Annotated in this window: 18 protein-coding genes; 2 read left to right on the top strand and 16 right to left on the bottom strand. The window is 34.1% G+C overall.

Annotation, left to right across the window (positions count from 1 at the left end):
• Positions 1 to 205: 205 nt before the first annotated feature.
• From OIU80_RS20220 to OIU80_RS20145, 16 genes are all read right to left on the bottom strand, one after another.
• Positions 206 to 3,343 carry a P-loop NTPase fold protein gene (locus OIU80_RS20220; protein ID WP_264288781.1) on the bottom strand — a complete coding sequence of 1,046 codons (3,138 nt, stop codon included), beginning with the start codon at positions 3,341 to 3,343 and terminating at the stop codon, positions 206 to 208.
• A gap of 394 nt (positions 3,344 to 3,737) precedes the next feature.
• Positions 3,738 to 5,645, bottom strand: coding sequence for a UvrD-helicase domain-containing protein (locus tag OIU80_RS20215; protein WP_264288780.1), 1,908 nt, complete (start codon positions 5,643 to 5,645; stop codon positions 3,738 to 3,740).
• Complete coding sequence (locus OIU80_RS20210; protein ID WP_264288779.1) at positions 5,642 to 7,510, bottom strand: ATP-dependent nuclease; 1,869 nt, start codon at positions 7,508 to 7,510, stop codon at positions 5,642 to 5,644. Before OIU80_RS20210 ends, OIU80_RS20215 begins: the two co-directional genes overlap by 4 nt.
• A 134-nt stretch (positions 7,511 to 7,644) precedes the next feature.
• Positions 7,645 to 8,412 carry a hypothetical protein gene (locus tag OIU80_RS20205; RefSeq protein WP_264288778.1) on the bottom strand — a complete coding sequence of 256 codons (768 nt, stop codon included), beginning with the start codon at positions 8,410 to 8,412 and terminating at the stop codon, positions 7,645 to 7,647.
• The gene (locus tag OIU80_RS20200) at positions 8,412 to 8,648 is read right to left on the bottom strand and encodes a hypothetical protein (RefSeq protein WP_264288777.1); all 237 of its coding nucleotides are present in this window, start codon (positions 8,646 to 8,648) and stop codon (positions 8,412 to 8,414) included. The genes OIU80_RS20205 and OIU80_RS20200 overlap by 1 nt, the downstream gene beginning before the upstream one ends.
• A gap of 437 nt (positions 8,649 to 9,085) precedes the next feature.
• Positions 9,086 to 9,592 (bottom strand): hypothetical protein, encoded by a 507-nt coding sequence (locus tag OIU80_RS20195; RefSeq protein ID WP_264288776.1) that lies wholly within the window; start codon positions 9,590 to 9,592, stop codon positions 9,086 to 9,088.
• A gap of 17 nt (positions 9,593 to 9,609) precedes the next feature.
• Positions 9,610 to 10,443 (bottom strand): hypothetical protein, encoded by an 834-nt coding sequence (locus OIU80_RS20190; RefSeq protein ID WP_264288775.1) that lies wholly within the window; start codon positions 10,441 to 10,443, stop codon positions 9,610 to 9,612.
• 57 nt (positions 10,444 to 10,500) lie between these two features.
• Positions 10,501 to 10,698, bottom strand: a complete 198-nt coding sequence (locus OIU80_RS20185; RefSeq protein ID WP_264288774.1) for a hypothetical protein — start codon at positions 10,696 to 10,698, stop codon at positions 10,501 to 10,503.
• Between the two features lie 149 nt (positions 10,699 to 10,847).
• Positions 10,848 to 12,005, bottom strand: a complete 1,158-nt coding sequence (locus OIU80_RS20180; RefSeq protein WP_264288773.1) for an RES family NAD+ phosphorylase — start codon at positions 12,003 to 12,005, stop codon at positions 10,848 to 10,850.
• Between the two features lie 167 nt (positions 12,006 to 12,172).
• Positions 12,173 to 12,592 (bottom strand): GNAT family N-acetyltransferase, encoded by a 420-nt coding sequence (locus OIU80_RS20175; RefSeq protein WP_264288772.1) that lies wholly within the window; start codon positions 12,590 to 12,592, stop codon positions 12,173 to 12,175.
• Between the two features lie 13 nt (positions 12,593 to 12,605).
• Positions 12,606 to 13,604, bottom strand: coding sequence for a restriction endonuclease (locus OIU80_RS20170; protein WP_264288771.1), 999 nt, complete (start codon positions 13,602 to 13,604; stop codon positions 12,606 to 12,608).
• 45 nt (positions 13,605 to 13,649) lie between these two features.
• Entirely contained in the window at positions 13,650 to 14,558 is a 909-nt protein-coding gene (locus OIU80_RS20165; RefSeq protein WP_264288770.1) for a hypothetical protein, read from the bottom strand.
• 76 nt (positions 14,559 to 14,634) lie between these two features.
• Entirely contained in the window at positions 14,635 to 15,072 is a 438-nt protein-coding gene (locus tag OIU80_RS20160; protein ID WP_264288769.1) for a hypothetical protein, read from the bottom strand.
• A 35-nt stretch (positions 15,073 to 15,107) separates the two neighbouring features.
• Positions 15,108 to 15,893 carry a GIY-YIG nuclease family protein gene (locus OIU80_RS20155; protein WP_264288768.1) on the bottom strand — a complete coding sequence of 262 codons (786 nt, stop codon included), beginning with the start codon at positions 15,891 to 15,893 and terminating at the stop codon, positions 15,108 to 15,110.
• 49 nt (positions 15,894 to 15,942) lie between these two features.
• Positions 15,943 to 16,401 carry a hypothetical protein gene (locus tag OIU80_RS20150; protein ID WP_264288767.1) on the bottom strand — a complete coding sequence of 153 codons (459 nt, stop codon included), beginning with the start codon at positions 16,399 to 16,401 and terminating at the stop codon, positions 15,943 to 15,945.
• A 133-nt stretch (positions 16,402 to 16,534) separates the two neighbouring features.
• Positions 16,535 to 17,578: a hypothetical protein gene (locus OIU80_RS20145; RefSeq protein WP_264288766.1), complete on the bottom strand. Its 1,044-nt coding sequence runs from the start codon at positions 17,576 to 17,578 to the stop codon at positions 16,535 to 16,537.
• 530 nt (positions 17,579 to 18,108) lie between these two features.
• Here OIU80_RS20145 and OIU80_RS20140 point away from each other — a divergent pair.
• Together OIU80_RS20140 and OIU80_RS20135 are read left to right on the top strand one after the other, a co-directional pair.
• The gene (locus OIU80_RS20140) at positions 18,109 to 18,528 is read left to right on the top strand and encodes a DUF4365 domain-containing protein (protein WP_264288765.1); all 420 of its coding nucleotides are present in this window, start codon (positions 18,109 to 18,111) and stop codon (positions 18,526 to 18,528) included.
• Positions 18,529 to 18,753: 225 nt separating this feature from the next.
• The gene (locus tag OIU80_RS20135) at positions 18,754 to 19,002 is read left to right on the top strand and encodes a hypothetical protein (protein WP_264288764.1); all 249 of its coding nucleotides are present in this window, start codon (positions 18,754 to 18,756) and stop codon (positions 19,000 to 19,002) included.
• The last annotated feature ends 751 nt before the right edge of the window (positions 19,003 to 19,753 follow it).

Genomic DNA, 19,753 nt, shown 5'->3' with positions numbered 1-19,753 from the left:
GAATGAAAAATAACAAATCAAAGCATCACAAAATCATTATGGAACTTATGCAGAAAAACCTATATCAAATTCATTCCCGAATGAAAAAGCAAAAAGTAGAAAAATGCTAAAAGCGGAAAAACCGAAGTTACTTCGGTTTTTCCGCTTGCCATCCCTTTTGCAATGTAAAGCCTATAAGCTGTATTAATTATTTACAGAAAATAATTTAAAAAGCAAATCTCTTAATAAAGAAAGCATTCTTATTAAAATCTGTCAATTTAACTTCAAGCGACTCTGGTTTGTAAGCAGCAAGAACTTTTAATAAGTCCCTCCTTAAATCTTTTAAATCTTTTAAATCAAATGTATCATCAGAATCAATTTCAGGGTTAAGAAATTCACCAAGTTTTCCTGTCTGATTTGGAATTTGGGAATACTTCAGTATTGATGTCATTACCGGTCTGTATCTGCTTAACGATAACGCTAGAGTCAATAAAACCAACTCAATCTCTTCTTTACCCATTTCAGGACTTCTCATGTACTCATGGGATTTTATAATCCTGTAGATATTAATAAACCTCTTGATTAGTCTTGGATTACTGCCTAAAATAATTGACATTTCTTCAATAAAACTGCGTTCTTCCTCAGTGAAGCTTAAAGCTTTTACGATTGTTTCTTTGCGAATCTGCTGTTTTTGAATTATTGGGTAATCAATCTGTTCTAACGGATCTGCATTTTCCAAGGTTTCCTGTGCATCTTCATTTTGATCAGGCTTCAGTGTCTGATCTGATTTTTTTACTTTTGGCAGTTCCTGTACCTCGGACAACCCTCTAAGCATGTCTTTGATATCGTTGTCATCTGCAGTTTTCAGATGGAAAGCAATTTGAAATATCTTCTCCAAATAATCAGAAGGATCTATTCCTTTATAACCATTCTTTCCCTCTTCATGCTTTTGCAGGTATTTGACCGTAAGAGCATTTCTTACCCAAACAGGATCCACACCTACCACCACTACAAAAAGCGGGAATGCCATTAGAAGGTTTACTGCCTCCAATACCTCTACAACCCTTTCTTCGGGACATCTGTCTAAATCATCAATATAAAGTATTATTCGCTCCAAGGGCTTATTAAACAAAGCTCGAAACTCTGCACTTTCACCTGATTTCAGCAGCTCTTCGCTGTGGCCTGTAAAGAGTTCACTTAGGATTTGAAAATCTTTCCTAATAATAGAAACAAGACCAAGGTGCTTTTTATAGTCATCGCTGTTACACCTTTTTTCAATAAAGTCATAGAGCGTACTTGTAGTAAGCGCATTGGTTATTTTATATTCAATGGTGGATTTAACTACAGTTACACTGGTAATCTGCGTATTTATGGAATCCAATTCTTTTGTCTTATATTCGATTTCCTGCAGCAGTGCCTTTTCCTGCTGATTGAATTCGTCAATTGCGGTTGCACGCTGTTTAAGATAATCTTCTTTTATGGTCCACATTTTTCTTAAAAAAGGCTGAAACTTCCTGTACGTTTTCACAGCTCGAACATATAAAGCCCCACCCGCAGTTATCAGGATCCAAAGCGATGGAGTTACCGATACTACATGTAGTTTAAAAAATTTTACAAATATTCCCAGCAGCAATGGTATCAAAAAAATAATAGTAAGAGTACCAAATACCCAAAGCCAGTTATATCTAGCAGCTTTATCGGTAGTAAAGAGTTTAAAATAAGTTGGAAAGCTTTTTGCCTTTTCATAAAGTTCATCGGGTTTCACCCAATACTCCTCAGGGACAATTTTTTTAAAGTGGGCAATATCCATTCCAATACCAGGATTCTCAGTGAGTGCTTTGGTAATTTCGGTTTCTACTTTGAATTGAGTATCAACTTCGTTTAAAACAGACTGTAACGATTTATTTCGTAACAACTTTATTTTGGTATCCAGATCCTCTTTAGTATCCTTCTTTTTCTCATCAAGCTTTTTAAGCTGGCTGTCTATTTCATTCTTTTGGTTTTCAAGCAAGGCTACTTCTTCTTTAGCAGCGGAAAGATCCTTTACCAGTTTCTCTTCGATTATTCTTGTATTGTTTTTTGCCAGACTGTCATTCTTTATATAGTAATTCAGCTCGTCAAAGATATTCGTTGTTATACTGGCCCACAGGTTGGTATCCATGTACGACCAAGCATTGAAATGAACATGAACAATACCTTCACAGAAATACCCTGTACGGCTTGCTGACAAATCTTCTATTTCCTTTCTGAGTTTTTTCATAAAAAAACTTTTTCCCGACCCCCACTTGCCCAAAAGAGCTACTGCGAGCGGCGGACGAAAAGTTTTCGCGGCAAGAACAAGAGAAAAGGCATTGACATCAGGCCCTATGTTAAGGTAATCAATCCCCGTATCACCATCGCAGACCAGGCCAGCGATATGATGAGAATCTTCTTCAGGAGGATCTAGAATCGCGCCAATCAATTTAACAAGCATCTCCTGTGGCAAAGAATCAAATATCTTTTGTAGATCATTAAAAGAAGGTTCTATTATAGTATTACGGTAATATTCCAGATTTTTGATGTCGATTTTGAGGTCTTTATCGATCCATTCAACATCAACCATAGTTCCATCTTTTCTATTTGCTGTCACTCTGCCCCAGCCCCTAAAGCAAAATAGTGATGCTTTTTTCTTCTCAGGATAAGTAGACTTATGAATCAAAAAATCACCTTCCCTTATAGAATTAATGATCTGGACATATTTTTCATTATAGCCTGTTTCCCAAATCGCCTGTTCGTAAAACCGTGAAGCCTGTTCAGAGCCATCCCAATTGGAGTCAACGAGAAAAAAACGATGATTGGAATTTTGAAGCGCCATTATTATGTCTGAACCCTTAAATTCTTGCTCAAAAATGAGACCATCATACAGCTCACTACCTTTTTTATCACCAGGTATGGCAATTGTAATTTCAGCTGATACTGATTCTAAGAGTTTACTATTCTCATCGAGTACTGAAGTTATGATTTTATAACTTTCCTCATAGGATAGTCCAGCATTGCCTGTCCCTAAAAGAGGCAGGAATATTTTCTTACCTGAAAGTTCCAGAGCATACATATTTAAGGCCTTAGAAAAATTTTCTCTAATTAACTCATCTGTTGGTCTCTGTCCATCTATGGTAACCACAAACATTACTTCGGATTCATTAACTGTAAACAAATCATAGCCCCTTTCAAGGTTAAGTCCGTTCAAAGCAGTTTGGTTATAGCCAAATGCAAGTAATATTTTGGAATTAAGGTTTCCAATTGCTCCCTCTTTATTTATTGGTGCAAAGGCGAAGTTAAAATCGGCGGGCGAAGGATTTAGTGCGATTCGGTAAAGGTCAATCATAGCTTATTTAATATAGCGAACTAAAGTAAAAAATTAAAATAGATTGTTAGGATTTTTCTCTAAGATATAGAAAGAGTATTTAACTTAATAAGATTTAAAAGATATTACTTAGCACAAATTTTCAGCATTTTATCATTGAATTTCTGAAGATGTCTATATTTCCATTTACGCATTTCTTTTACAATAGGCTATAATTATTTATGTATTAGGTTACCATCTCTTAACAAGCTCTTCAGGTTGTTTTGACAGCATCCCTTCACACGTTGTTAGCAACGTACGCTTTAACTCTGCAAACGATTTCTTTTTACAAGAAAAACCAAAAAAATAAGGAAATACTAGTGCTGATCCATAATCTTAGTAACCTTAATTCTTCTTTACGTAAAAATCTCAAAATTTAATAGCATACAATAGTCTCATATCCTAACAAATTCCAATCAATGTTCATGTCTATTCTATCTTTATGAACAGCTAGACAGAGAAAATCAGTTGGTCTTGACATTGCAACATATCCTAATTTCATTCTATTTCGATTATTAGTTACATACGTTTTTGTTCTATTTTGTTTACCGTTTAAAAGAGGAAGTAGCTTTGAAAGATCGTATGTTCTTGTAAAGGTCTCAAGATACAATGTTGCAGTATGTGTTTCACCTTTCACGCTGTGAATTGTATCAAAGATTATTTCAACAGTTTCATTTTTATGTTCTCCCTGAAAGATGTTTTTTTTATCCGTGCCATTATTATAGATATAACCTTCGCTTACAGCTTCCATGAAATGTAGCACTTCTTGATTTGGCACATCCTCAAATATTCGTTCTAGAAGCAAACTTATAAGTTGATTTACGCTGGTTTTAATACTTACTCCCTGCACAATATCTTTGCACCATTTCTGCAGGAGCTTTCTATAGTGCACATAAAAATCTGGATGATTAATTTTTAAAAATCTCTCAAGCGAGAAAGAAGTAAAGTAACGGTTCTTTTCCCGGTCCTTCACCTTCATCAGTTTTAGAACAGAAACAAAAACCGAAACAAGCAGATCTTTCAGGTCCTTAGCATTCTTGGAAGAGTTTTTAATTATATCCATTGCATTTAGGTAATCGTCAAGCGTTGGGTAATAAGTTTTTACCTTTTCTGAATTCTTATTGAAATCTGCTAAATAGCTGGTGATTGACAGCCCATCGTTATTTTTTCTTGCCCCAACAGCTTTAAAAACCGCATCTTTTTTTTGATGAAGCCCATTCTCAACAATCCGTTCAACAAATTCATATTTAACCCTCCCTACTGAATTATCGTCAAAGATAAAAATACAGGGTTTTATAAATGCTCCTTCATTTCTTCCTCGAACGCTTTGGGGCTCCACTGCAATTTTTTGCAGAATCATGGCAATGTGGTTTGGAAAACGGCTGCTGGTAGCTATAGAAAAACTTTCTGATACAGGCCAGTTAGCAGAAATACTCTCATAATGACCAAATATGTCCTGATTCCCATCCCCAATAGTCTGAAGAACTGATGTAGCAAAAATATTTTTTATCAGTTCAAAATGATGCTCTTCCGTGTCTTGCATTTCATCAAGAAAAACTAAAGGAAATCTCTTGCTGAACAAAGTCACCAGAGAATCATGTTCTCTCAGATAACGATAAGCCAATGAATAAGCTTCGTCAAACTTCATAAAACCTTCCTCCAGCATCTCAGTTTTGATAGCCTCAAGCTCCAAATAGCTTGGAGTATGTTTTCCAACTACAGGCGCACTGTCATCAACTTTTGCCGAAATGTCAAAATTGTGAATATTAAATGAAAGTGCTCCAAGATTATCGATTCCCTTATTTACACTTAAATACATCATGGCCTTGTATGCCCGATGCTGTTTCTTAGCCATTACTGCATAAAAAACATCATCGTCAATTGCAGTAAGCTGGTTTTTAAAGATACTTTTATACGCCGGCACGGCCAAAAATTTGTTTACAAATGACTGAATCGTGCCTAAGAAATTTGGATAACTGCTATAATAGTCAGATGCCTGTGTGCCAAGCCTCTTTTTTATAATATCAACAGCAACATTTGTATGCGTTAAAATACATACCCCGCCCTTATGTTTGGAACTTAAATTCTTTTTAAGGAGCAAAAGTTTTGCAGCAAGAGTTGTTGTTTTGCCGCTACCTGGACAGGCCTGTATGTTCTGTGATGAAAAACAGTTAATTACACTAACCTGTTCATCATTAAAAACACTGGTTCCTTCAAAAAATAAATTTTCTATAACTTTAATTTCTTGCTCAGTGAAAGCAATATCTTTAATAAGTTCAATCATATTTCCATTTGGTCAGTTACGTAATCAATAGCCCTTACTAAATATTTTAATGAAATATCGTCCCTGATCGTTTGTGCGGTTATCCTTGGCTCATTTTCATCAAGCAGAACACTTAAAATCTGAGCGACAACTGCTTTGGATGCTTGTTTTCTAACCATTGGCGCATAAATTCGGACTGCAATTTTTTCACGACTGTCACCTGCAAGTTCCCACGATTCTATTTCTTGATCACTTTCTTTATACAAAGTCTTCAGGCTTTCTTCTTCCAGAATCAGCTCTAGATTTTTTGACAACAAAGCATGCTTGACAGCCCGATGCAAAAATCCCCTTAAACAGCTCAGAGCAAGTTCATATTCCAATGTCCAATTATCTGTCCAAAAAACTTTTACATCACCTCCACTATATTTATTATATATATCGTGGTCCCGCTCTGCCTGGTCCTCTATATCAATATCAAACTCAGTTTCTCTATCAATGAGTTGTCTTTCCTGACCTTTGTTTTTTCCTGATTGCAAAACATAGGTGTATTCTGCAGCTTCTTTGGGGGGTATATCTCGATCCGTTATACAGGCCACAGGAATCCCCATAAGACTTTCGTCCCTGCGCTGGAAAATCCTTGAATAACGCAGAAGAGCAGTACTTGACACATTTACAATTGAAACTCCATATCTAAATAAAGATTTGCCTAATAAATCGGCAATGGAAGGCAACAGCAGGTTTTCGGCATCACCTTCGACTATGACTACCCCATTTGCAAAAAACAGATTGGCTTTTGTCGCGTCAAGAAATCTTCTCAGGAACTCATAATCTCCGGGATCCAACTTTGTATGTCTTCTGTGAAGGGAAAAAGCTTTTCCTCCTTTGCAAAGTATTAGGTTTTCAATTGATATTTTTGAAGCCAGTATATTACTATGGGTACTTATAATGCTCTGAAATCCAAGTCCGGCCGATTCTTTCTCCAAAAAATGAATGAGGTTCAACTGTGACTGGGGATGAAGATGTGCCTCAATTTCTTCAATTAGTGCCAGCTTAAGACCGGCATAGCTGCTTTCCTTCTTTAATAAAAGGAGTTCAGCGGCTATGAATAACAGATTGTTTGATCCTAATCCAAGATTTTTATTCAGAGACTGATTTAAAATGCCTAATTCTAACTTTTCTAAAATAGACTTTAACTTATTGCTTGAAACATCAATTTTTGACGTAAGCGGATTATGCGCCAAGGAAAAATTTTTCAGATAGTCTTCATTTATAATCTTCTGAATAATTGCGCCATCACCTGTATCTGAAAAATAATGGCTTACATCCTCGTTAGCTTTTTTCATTATGTCAACAAGCGGATGCTCATTTTTATTTTGGAATATTTCATAACTGTCCAGAATTTGAGAAAATCGTGAATTTCGTTTTGGAGTCAGTTCAAATTCTGCGTCCCGTAAAGGCTTTAAATAGGTCACCCTCAATTTTTCCCTTGCCTCACCCTGAATTGCACCGCTATCTTCATCTGCCCCGGCATAAATAGTGTAGGAATGTTTTCCATCTGAAAGACTTCTGGCACGCAGAGTGATTTTTAAATAGTAATTCCCTTTACTGTCGAAACTTAGCCATTCGAGAAAAATGGCTGCCTCCTGCTCCGATAGTTCACAAAAGGCGCATGCAATGCTGAAAGTATCACTTTTATCGTGATAATCTGAGTCTTCAATTTTAGTCCAATCATTGCTTATAGTACCTAAAATCAATTTAATTGCGTCTATTATTGCTGTTTTGCCTGCATCATTTTCACCAGCTAGAAGATTTAATCCTGGAAGAAATCTTATTTTGCAATCGCTAAAAATTCGAAAGTTTTGAAGTTTGAGATAAGCAAGATACATATAAAGTAATTTTAATAATTTTAGAACAAAAATTATAAAGGACTGATAAAAATAGTACAAAAACCTAAACAAATAAGATCAAATCTTTTTTAGATAATGATACCATCTAGATTGGCTGACTAATATTCCCAATATCATGAAGCAGGAGTTTTATGAAACAGTCTTCTAAAATCTTTTAGCTCTTTTTTAAATTTTGATTCATATTTACTCCAGCAGGAACAACCTACAACCAAGTCTTTATGTCGTACTTCTTTAATAATTTTTTCATAATAAGGATTCTGTACGAACGAATCAAAATACTCCTTAATTACATTAATTAAATAAAATTCCTTTTCCTCTACACTAATATGCAGATTCGGATTATCAAGCATTATTTTTGAACAGTACGGCACTATAGGAATCTTACCTTGAAGATCACGAAGAATAATCATTTTTCCAACATCTGAAATTTTGTCACCACGCATATAATCAGCTTCAAGATCATCAATACTTGAATAGTACCAGTCGCCAATATCTCCTTCCGGATTCCAGTTAGAGGGATTTTTTTTTGTAATTCTGACTACCTTAATTAATCCGGAAATCAGAATATCACTATCAAAAACGAAAAGAAATGGACCGTAAAAGTTAGGTCTTGACAAATAAGAATGTATATCTACCATATCCAGAAATATATCATCATAAATTCCTAGAATTTTATCCTTTGCATCTGTATATTGTGAAGTCTGGTATAAGTTATTATCCTCTACATACTGTCTTGAAAGCAAACTTTTCTGCTCTACGTATAATAAAGATGTAGCAACCGTATTGGCATGATAAAGGTACTTTATATTTTTTTTCTGCAAAAAATTATATAATTCAGTTGGATTTAGATCATACTTAACTTCTATATCAGTTTCTTTCATTACAAATTCAAAAGAGTTTTGACAGTTTCTTTGTCGTCGGGTCCTGCAGCTTCAAGCAATCTATATTTCACCTCTTGGTTAATTTCTGAAGAAGTATAATTCCTTTTCAAATTGTATCCTCTTGGATACCTATGAGCATCATATTCATGCAGCACAGAACCATCTTCAAACAATGTATAATCATCATCTAGATCACCTTTCATTTTAGGCGAGTATGCTAATATTCTTAATGTCATATTTAGAAAAATTAATATGCAAAATAGTTTATTTGTTTTTTAGAACTTCAAGTATAAATACCTGTTTTCCCCTTCCTTGTTTTTTTCTTAAAATTACTTTAAAATGGTGTCGACTTTGGATTCAAACCGTAGTTAACTATATATGCACCACTTGATGGCTCTGTTGTGAATGCCGGAATAAAGATTAAAATTTAATCTTTAACTTTTTATAATACATAAAATCCTTCAAAATTAAATTGTTTTGAAGGATTTTATCACCCAAAAAAAATACATTCTTCTATTGGATACAGAACACCAAACAAAATGGAATTATTACACCAGCAAAATGAAAAATTAGTAGCGTAAAAAGTCTCCACTTTTTAGTTGCAATTCCAATTCTTATGTGTCGAATTTTTTAACATTAAGGAAGAAAATATAGATTAAAACTAATTAATAGTTTATTCATCCTGTAAAATTTCAACATTTTTCATCGTTTCCAGCTTGTAGTAAGCTCTCTTAGTGTTCTTCCTTACTTCTTCATCATTGCATACAATCCTAATTACAGTTGCCTGATTTACATAGTTTTCCACAACAACATCTTCTGCGTCGTCTGCAACCTCTTCATTCCAGTATTGCATTGCAATAGCATTTTTAATTTCACCATCCGTTTCGAGTGCTAAACTTTCAACCAAGGGATAATTCCCCCGGTGCAGTATATCATCTTCCGCGATTTCAACCTCGTAAAATTTTGAATCAGTATCTAGAATCCAATATTTTTTTGCAGCCGAAAACGAATCAAATAATTTAACTATCTCATTCCTGTTTGGTTTTGCTGCTAGACGGTTCATTTCCAATAAATCTTCTATTTCAGTACGCGCAGCATTAATATTATTGATGAATGCAGCATTTGCACGGATTATATCTCCAATCGCGAAATCTCGTCGGTCTATTCTATAATAACTCATATTTTTTTCTTTCTAAATTAGCTTGAGGTAACCTGCCTTTGCAGATGAGATTCTATTTTTACAAATGCTTTGGTCATCTGGCTAAGAACAATTGCTTCCTCACTCGAAATTGAAGGTGCCTCCAAACTTCCATGTCCGGAAAGCGGCTCAGAATTTCTTTTTCTGTAGATTTCTAAAATATAATCCAAAATAGAACCAGGCAGTAAAGATTCATTTCTATACCTATCAAAGAAACCTCCTAAAGTCTGATTCTGGATGCCATCAGTACCTATTACTTCTTTGGCCATAGTTTCAAAAATGCTTGCGCTGGAATGTAAAACATTTGAATAATCTTCCCTCTGCAAAGAATTTTCCATTCGTTCAACCAATAGACGAATATTTGGATGTTCTTCGTTAAAGCTTTCTTTTTCAATATCCCCAATTGGAAATACTTCTATTCCGTAGGTCCTGTCTGCATAGACAAATTTAAAGGAGGCATTTTCTTCCTTTAGTGCATCATTTATAAAGCTCAAATCCAAAATCCCCTTCACAAGTAATTCTCCTGCCAATTCAATAAATTGCAATGTATTTAATCTGCGGACAGATAAAAGAAAATTACTGTCATGCCATGCGTATTCAGCATCTTGATAATATCCGCTATCATCTGATTCTAAAACGTAGATACTTTTTGATAATATCGTGTTTGACAAGTTTATAATCGTGTTTTTTCTTGAAATTATTGATTCAGTATACTCAGGCTCTTCTGTCCATTGCATTAAATGTCTTGTGACAAAACCATAAAATTCCTGAGAAAGGACTTCATATTCTAAATCCTTCTTTTGCTCTTTAGTAGAGTAAATTGTAAATTTCATTTCTTTTTATATATTAAAATTTTAGAAAGTCTGTATTAATTAAGTCAATCCCATTATCTAAAGCGACGTATGTATGACGACCTGTGTAATGTCAATTGTGTAATATGCAAGAATGCCAAATTTGTCCAACTTAATATGGATTCTGTTACCAGTTATTCCTGTAACTTCCCAAAACATATCATGATTGCTTTGAGCCTCTGTAGAATTAAAAATTACTTCATCTCCGACTTTTATGTCACTTATATTATAGATCATTTCAATTGTTTTAAATTATTTTCTTAATACTTCATTAACCGATTTAATAGCTCAGATTTCAACAATTTGCAATATTAAAATTTCGTACTTTATATACAACACTTATAAGAAATAGATCTTGTAAAATATCATTCTTATATTATTGACTATCAGAAAATTTCCGAAACATCTTTTCTGCATTCTCTCTGAAAATATTGATAATTTACTTCCTTTATTTCTACGACCTCCGCTTCTTCAAATGTATAATGTAACAGCTCAGGTTCGAAAACAACCAAATTATCACCTGTACCGACAGAACTTGCAAACAGGATGCCGTCAAAATCCAGTTTTCTAATACAATCTGCGATCAATTGTGTTATGCTATATACATGCCTTTCCGCAGGTGGAATGACCTGCTGCATCAATTCACTAAAAGTGTTCAGTCTTCCAAACTCTCGCAGCCTCTTATCACTTTGATAAAAATTCAAAAATTGACTGTCAGTAAGATCGAAAATTCTTAAGTCCCTATTTGTAATAAATTTGCCTATGGAAACCACATCACCTGGATGAGGACGTATTTCTGATATCGCGGTGTATTTGTCAGTAGCACAATAAAGATAAGTGACCCCTGCTCTATTTAATCTCCCAATACCCGCAATTCCAGGTGGAGGAGCACCAATCTTTGTGCCAGAAAATGGAACAAATATGTCTTGTCCTTCAAATCCACCAGTAATGACGCTCCTTTTTTTATCTTCAACTCCTGTTCTAGCCCTGTAAAAACCGTTTTCTTTCTTTATAAGCATTTCTGCGCAGTCTACATACTTCAAAAGCATTTTGGTTATTTGATCTTCAAATTTGAAGTAATTTTCAGTTTTTAGTTTTTCTGCGATATCGGTTATGGAATAATCTAAATTTGCCTTAATAGCCTGAAGCAGCGGGTTTTGTTCACCATCAGAATAACCGGCAAATATTGAAACGCCCTCGTCATAATTTTCATATACTTTAAACGAATCTATTATATCCATCAATTCATCACAAATATCCTGATTGTTAAAATTTTCCTTATTTATAAAATTTTCTTCAATGAGCGGAATATATCCATCTCCTCCCCAATGCTTGTTGTAATCCCACTCGGAAAAATGATAACGGATTAAGGCCTTAATCATCTGAATAAATTCGTTGCCCTCAACATCTATGATAAATTCATTATTTTCACAGCAGGTGCACAACCCTTTTACTCCATTGTTTCTAATTAGTTTTTTTAATCGAATATCCTTTGCGCACTCGATACAGAGTTGTATCTGATCATTTACTTTTATTTCATTCATGTCTTGTTGTTTATACTTCTAAAATCTAAACCATTTATAATATTTCATAGTACATTAAAATCAATTCCACAATCATCTTAGCAATTGGGAATAGGGAACCTCTTGCAGCTATAGAAAGCCAAAAAAAATTATGAACATTAATTAATATTTTAAGCCCTTTGCTATCGTTACTTCACACTGATTACCTTTTGGTAAACATACACCCAGTTCCCGCTTTTTGGATAGAAAAATCTGCTGACCTGAGAATATCCTTTCCTGGAAAAAAGACGGATACTGTTATCATTGCTGGTTCTGATGGTGCATTGCAGAACTTTTGCACCGCCATCTTGCGCTTTGGCTTCTGCCAGTGCAAGGATTTCATTGCCGTAACCTTTCCCTTCGTATTCTTCTGCAACTACGACATGTGAAATTTCCCATTGATACCATTGAACCTTCTTGCTTTCAGCTAAGGCAATAATTTTTCCGCTATCCTCCAGATAAACATAATTAGCGCTCGATTTTAAAATGCTCTCACCTGTATAAGTGTTGACTAATTGGTTTCTTGCATTCAGCAGTTCGGCAATTTGTTCGGCAATTTGTTTGGTCATAACAGTTTTACGTTTATCGTTTTGTCATCGCTTTTACCCAGCTATCTATTTCCTTATTCTCAGCAAACTGCAGGGGATATTTTCTAATGGCAACCACCTTCTTGCCTCCCGGCGCAACCCTGGAGGTAGTGGCTATAAGCCCCTTAACTGCACCTTCAAACTGGACATCCGAGTAGAACGATTTAACCGTTTCAATTTTGACATCATTCGTTTCTTTATGCCTCTTACACTGGATTATTATATAAGGCTTGAGGGTATCATTTTTATCAAAAACCCTTATGTCAATACCGCCATCATTTGAACCAGGTCCAAGTTCTACTGAATAATCCTGTCTGTTAAAAAACTCAGCCGTTAGTCTTTCAAAATTTCGCCAATGCATATACTCCAATTTCTCTGGATTGACCGCCAGATAATTAATAAATTTTTGATCAATAAACTGAGAAGCAACAAGAGGTATGTGTTCATCTTGAAACAATTTGTTTAATTCAATTCCACCGTCCCATAAAATTTCTTCAACAGGTTTTATATTGTTCGACATTTTCTGATTATGCATGATATTTTCTAACGCATTTATAACAACTTCAGCAGGAGCAATTTTTTCCTCTAAAATTTTATCAACTATGGGATTAGGATCGATTAACGTTGGATTATCGGGATCATAAGCTTCGGCCATTAATTCTATGAACCTTTCATGGACCCCTACAATATTATATCCCTTGCTATCCCATTCTAAATATTTTTCAAAATCATTTAACAATAATGGCGAGTCACTCTCGTCAAGTTCTCCCAGTCTCTTCCGAACCAACCAGCAATATTCATCAAAATTCTCGGATCGCATTCTTATTGTCATTCCTTTTTTAGAATTATAATCTTTAAACATTTCCTCATCAGGATACCCTTGTACAAGTATTCCAATAAGAAAATCTTCTGAAATCACTAATCCAGACTTGACCACGACAATATCTAATAAACTATTTATTAAGGTCTCCAACCTCCAAATTATAGCTCCCATATGTGTAAAAAATTAAATTAAAAACATCCTTAATATTTAAAGGCTTTATTTGTCAGCAAGGCGTTTACTTGAAAAGTAGAATAATGAAGTGTCAATACCCAGACCAAATCCAAACCAATATTTATTGTTATAAATCCATTTCTTAGAAGTGTCAGAAAATCCTATATCTGCACCGATGGGAAGAAATGCTAAATTAATTTTATCGTATACGGTTAGCATAATTCCGCTACTTAGACTTAAATAGACCTGACTGGTGGGAGCACTATCCAAGATCTGTCCGTTTGTGTTTCCAGCCTTTAAGGTTTCAACCGATGGGCCTGCCAGTCCAACTACTCCCCATCTGAAACGGGTTTTCTTTCCTGTGTAATAATATTTGTCGCGAGTCCTGAAATATCCAAAAGTTAAAGAAACATTTTTTATGCTGGCACTTGATTCCGAAGGTATGTCATCAATTCTCCCGCGCACTTTAAACGGAACGGACATAAGGCCTATGCCCAATTCTTGTTCCTTGATAATCTCCGGACTATTAGGATAAGCCAATTCCGCAAAAACCATAATTCTGCCTTTACCCTCTTTTATTATTCTGGATGTTTGTACTGTTCCGTTTGTTATAATTTCTGAGTTGACAATTGTACTATTATCTTTCAGCCCTCCGACTGGTACATCTCCTTTAAAATTGAAGTAATAGACTCCGTTTTTAACCTCGACTGCATGAATATATCTGTCGGTAATTTTGTAATAGACATCTAAATCGACAATAGTGTCAAGCCGCATCATAACAGCCGTAGCTTTGGCTTTTTTTGCCGCTTCGGCCTTTGATTCCGTTTGGCGATTTGATTCTTCCTGCAAGGCCTCTTTTACCGCTGAAGTGATAATTGCCTTGTCAGATTCCTTAAGAATCTGGGAATAAGATTTCAATCCAAATAATAATAAAAAGAGTAAAGCTTTTTTCATGGTTAAATTTTTAAAATTAGATATTCTGTTTTTTTATTTCCCAAATCAAGACCGGGTTCATTCGAGCGTATGGTATTTACTCATAAATTTTTTCTACTTCATCTACTTTGAAAAAATTGGTCTTGTATTCTTTATTTTCAAAATAACCGCAAACAATATCACCATCCTGATAACCTTTCATATGGCATACCTTATTAAAATTTATTGGGCTATTGCCTAATTGATCCTGTCCTACAATCCAGTTGATCGTCATCTCTTCATCTGTCAAACGATGCTTCACGACATTTCCCACTTTTAGTTCACTATTTATTGCTGGTATTCTATCTGTAAGATTTGCTATCAAGCTGTTTCCTGGAATTGTAGCTTTTTTATTCTTGCCATACTTGACTGCTATATCTCCCGTTTGATAATCGGGCCTCATCATTAAAGCTCTATTTACATCGATTGGAAATCCGGTACTTTCTGTAGCTCCTACTACCCATGTAATCATTAATTTTTCAGTACTTGACTTCAAGTATACTATGTCATTTTATTTTTTTAATTTTTGTGTTATAACTGGATATTGCATCTTAAATTCATAAATTTTCCAATCTCCTCTAATTCTCTAAGTTTTAATCTAAACCATTCGCCTCTAACTCTGCTTTTACTATATTTTTTATGAAGCTCTCTTTCTAGTGTTTTGTCGCAACACCATACAGCAATTATGAAGATTTTTGGCTCCTGTGAATGAAGCGTCTTTTCACGATAATGTGGTTTTATGCTCGTGCCTATTTTAATCAATGAAGTTTCTTCATTTACCATCAAATAAACATATTCTCTATCTTTTTCGGATTTCAGTTTATAATTATTGTCAAATAATTCTCGAAGGAATTCAACTTTTTCAATTAGCCTAATCAATTTGATAGGTCTTGAAGAAGCTCCAACCGCGTTTTTACCCTCGAACATTTTCAGCTCAATTGTTGTTGTGGTAAAAAATCCCATTTTTTCTAGAAAAGATCTCAAGCGTGTTTGGAAAATATTAAATGCATTGATAGCATCAATTTCTTCGTAATCATCGGCAATCATTAGGCAGAATCGTAAAAGAAGAGTAAAATATTCAGGGTCATCAATTTCTAGGCAGATGATATCCCCTTTTAATTGATGCAGATTGTTTATAAAAAACATATGAACTAGAAGTGACGTTTGATCATCAAATAATTTAACCCCAAAGCAATTGCGATTAATTCCAGATATAACATTGTGTATTGCGCCATTATCTTCCTTATCTAATTCCAGAATATCTTCTCTGGATAAAGTAAAACAAACGTCGGCAAATCTATCTATTGAGTTTTCCATATTCTATACAATTCTTCCGGTCATACCGTTTAAAATTAATTTTTCAGAATTAATTTTTCGGAATTAATTGTTCTACTGAAAAATAATAAAATTCATCATTGATTGGATTTCTTGTTTGCTTATCCACTACTCTTACTGGAATATTATATTTGGTTCCAATATTAGCTGTAGAATCGTCACCTTCAAAGAATTTGCTGACTAAATTATCCCACAAAGATTGCTCTTGATTTGGATTTTCAAGATGGAACTGTTCTACCTGAATATGTGCAGTAGCCCTACTTAAGTAGAAGTTGTGATATTCATACATTCGTTCCTTAAGTTCAGGATTGTTATCCAATCGATTATAGGATCTAGAAAATAAAACAACCTTTCTCCTTTCAAACGCAGCTAAAAGCTCTACAACAAAATGCTTCGCCTCGACCTCGTTTTTCACAATAAATGTTGTCGCGAAATGAATTATGGCATTGCAATTCAAATCTTCAAATCTAATTTCTAAAAAAAATTCCATATCTTTTATTTTTTTGATTAATGTTAATATTTCAAACCTTTTTAAATTAATTTTCCATTAATAGACAGTTAAATTTCTTTTTTAATCTAATCTATTATCTGACAATAAAGTTTCTTGAAAGACTTATTTTCAATTACGCAATTTCTAATAGCTCGTCATATTGCACTAAAGTGCCGGTCAATAGATCTCGGTATGAGCGATACATGTCTAATAAAATATGAAAAGTTTTGCCAGGACAATTAACAAAATTTTTCAATGATTTTTCTTCTTCCGCTTGTATCCTTTCATATGTTACCGTTATTGAATCAATCTGAAATTTTACATTGTCTCTACTCATTTTATAATCCATATACTCCCAATAATATAAGGGAAAGAATTGCTCCCGGTATTTGTGTATTTCTTCAAACCACAACAAATGATACTTGCTGGAAAGGATCAATTCGGACAATTCGTCGTCAATCTTTTTTCCCGTTTCCGTAAGGAACCAACGAGTTAAGTTTGGAAAAATATCCTCCCAGCTGCTGAATCCTAAATTTTCGTTTGCAATGCGTATGTCTGAATAATTTTCGGGATGTCTCAAAATATCTCGGTATTTATTCTCGACATAGGTATTTAATTCTTTAACTACAGCTGCCTGCTTCTCAAGTATAGAACCGGTTTCATCAGTAGTGAAGTAATTGTATGCATCTTCTCGTAAATCTTCTTCTTTAATCTGTACAAATGATGTTGCTGTTACATCTATGAAATCCTTATTCTTTTCAATATCTCCAAAATGTGCATAAAAAGGCTCATTTTTAGATGAAAAATCGATTCCGCCTGCATAATACGGAAGTGTGATTAGAGAAGTGCAGACAATCCCGTTTCTCCAGATTTTCTTACTAAAGAAATCGGCTATAACATCTTGACCGATGCTTTTGTTATTAATATGATACAAAAGTCTTGTTGAGTAATTGCAGGAAGCAAGACTTCTTAAAGCTTTTTCAGTGGCAGCCCCGTCAAAGCTTTTTCTAGCTTCATCATTCAACCTTAAGATTTTCACATCCTTTAGATCAGGAAAATAATATCTATGATAGGAAAATAGGGTAACTGCCGGTTCTATTCCTTCAACAAATGAACCTCCCCCTAAATAAATTATGGCATGGCTATAATCTGAATTGCAGTTTGCTCTAATTCGCATACTAACTTCGCTGTCTGGAAACCTGACTAGAAGAATGTCAAATTGCTGCAGGCTGCTGATATCTATTTGGTACATATATTTTAAAAAAGATTTGTAATTTCTACGGATCAAGTTAACTGTCTGCTCCCTTTTTCTATTCCTAAAACAAACCTATGCCACTGCATTGACATTAGCATACGGTTTTCCGTAGTTGTTTTAAAAAGTTGCAAAATAATCTTTTTAATGATGGAATCTATACAGTAAAAATACCTGTTTTAGTAAAAAATGGGCATAAAAAAAGATGCTTATCAGCATCCAAATTTTTATTCCGTTTAAACTTCTACTAAGTTATTTAAGATTTTAAAAAAATATTTAGCAAGAGCTTTCTTAAATACTTTTATATCTGAATTTTCAATTGAGTCGTAAATTTTCGCAAAATCTGTTAAGGAAAACCCCATAGATTCAACTATTAAAAATAATGTTAAAGAATTTGGAATAGAATTAAATCTTTTGACTTTTTCTTTAACTTTACGGTATAAAGTTTTGCGTATATGGCTGCCAAGGACTTAGACGACGAAAATCTTCCAAAAGTAAATCCCAATGAAAGTCTTGAAACTATTTCAAATGTTTTCTTCAGGAAGCGGTTCGGCGTAGAAAAAATTGAGATCCGATCTGAAACAGTTCGCGATAAAGGGATCGATTTCCATATCGAAGTTAATAAAGAATCCGCTTCAGGGGGCAGCGTCTACAACAATTACAGGTTTGCCGTGCAGCTGAAGGCTACCAATAAGATCAAGAAGGGAACCGATGGAAGTTTCGGCATTCAGATTTCAACATCCAATATAAGCTACCTGCTCAATAATGGTATGCGCGCCTACTATGTTTTTTACCATCATCCTACAGACTGCTTTTACTACGACAGCGTAAAAAATATTCTGGACCAGATTAAGAGCAAAAATGAACAGTGGTAGAAAAAGGCAAAGCAGAAGATTTACTTCACCAAAATCTTTTCTGAACAGGAAATACAAGAAATTTATGACAAAACATATTCCAGAGGCGTTCTGCTCAGAAGGATCAACAGCTACAAATTTCCGACGGACAAGGAAAATTCCAGCAGCCTGCTGATTGATTCGGACAATACTGTCTACAGTGTATCTGAAAACATAGAATATATAGATTCAAAAGTTAAAGTTTCATTGGTAAGAGTTTTTATTTCTCAAAATACTCAAAGTGGTTTCAAAGCAGTGTCAAAGAGTAATAAATATGAATTATATCAAACTATTACAAAAGATGGACTTGTAACACTTTCCGAATTTAGATTCCAGATTGACAAACCGGAAAATATCAATTTAAAAGATTGCTATTTAACCATTGAAGTTGGATCATATTCAACCTTAGAAATCGAAGGATATGTTTTTTTTCATAGTTCTCTTGAACTGTTTTAAAAATACATATACCTTAAATAAAAATAAATCATCTTATAACCTCTAATTTGGATTGAAGTTATTTAACATTAATATCTTCATCAAATTTTGATTTGAATATTCTCCAATTTATTACATAATTTTACTAAAACTAAACCGTTATATTCAAGAATTTTATAAAAACTATTACAACTTAATAAATTTAAACATCGATCTCTGTTTTAAAATTTTTTAACCCTTACAATACATACAAACCGCGCGTGAAACAAAAATTAAAATAATTATCTTACAAGTTCACTTGAAAATAGGCTAATTTCTTTAAATCATTCATAAAATGGTTTGTAAATTGTTCAGTAAGGGTCCCCTAACAGAATTAACATCTAATGATGAAAAGAATAGAACTACCATTTTAAGTTTTGTGGCAGAATCGTGGCACATCGTGTTTTCAAAAAAAAGACACATAATAAAATCAGCACCTTAGAAGTTTAGGTTCAAATGGTTAAGCCATTGCATTAAGTCTATTATTTATCTAAATTAAAATGATTCGAATCTGAGTCCCTATTGTACCTAAAATCCATGAGCTACAGTAAAAACAGGCTTGCTAACTTCTGGCTCCAAAGTCAATAATGCTAATTTCAACTCCCGAAATTAATTTTGTATTATTGAGTAATAGTAAATGAATTTAAGGTACAAATAAGATAAAATTCAATAAACTATTAATAAATTTAAACATCACTTTACGTTTTGTGCCAGAATTGTGGCATAGGTAATT

Source organism: Flavobacterium frigoritolerans, from assembly GCF_025847275.1.
Taxonomy (GTDB): Bacteria; Bacteroidota; Bacteroidia; order Flavobacteriales; family Flavobacteriaceae; genus Flavobacterium; species Flavobacterium frigoritolerans.
The sequence above is the reverse complement of the archived record's forward strand: the minus strand, read 5'-3'. Positions and strand labels throughout refer to the sequence as shown.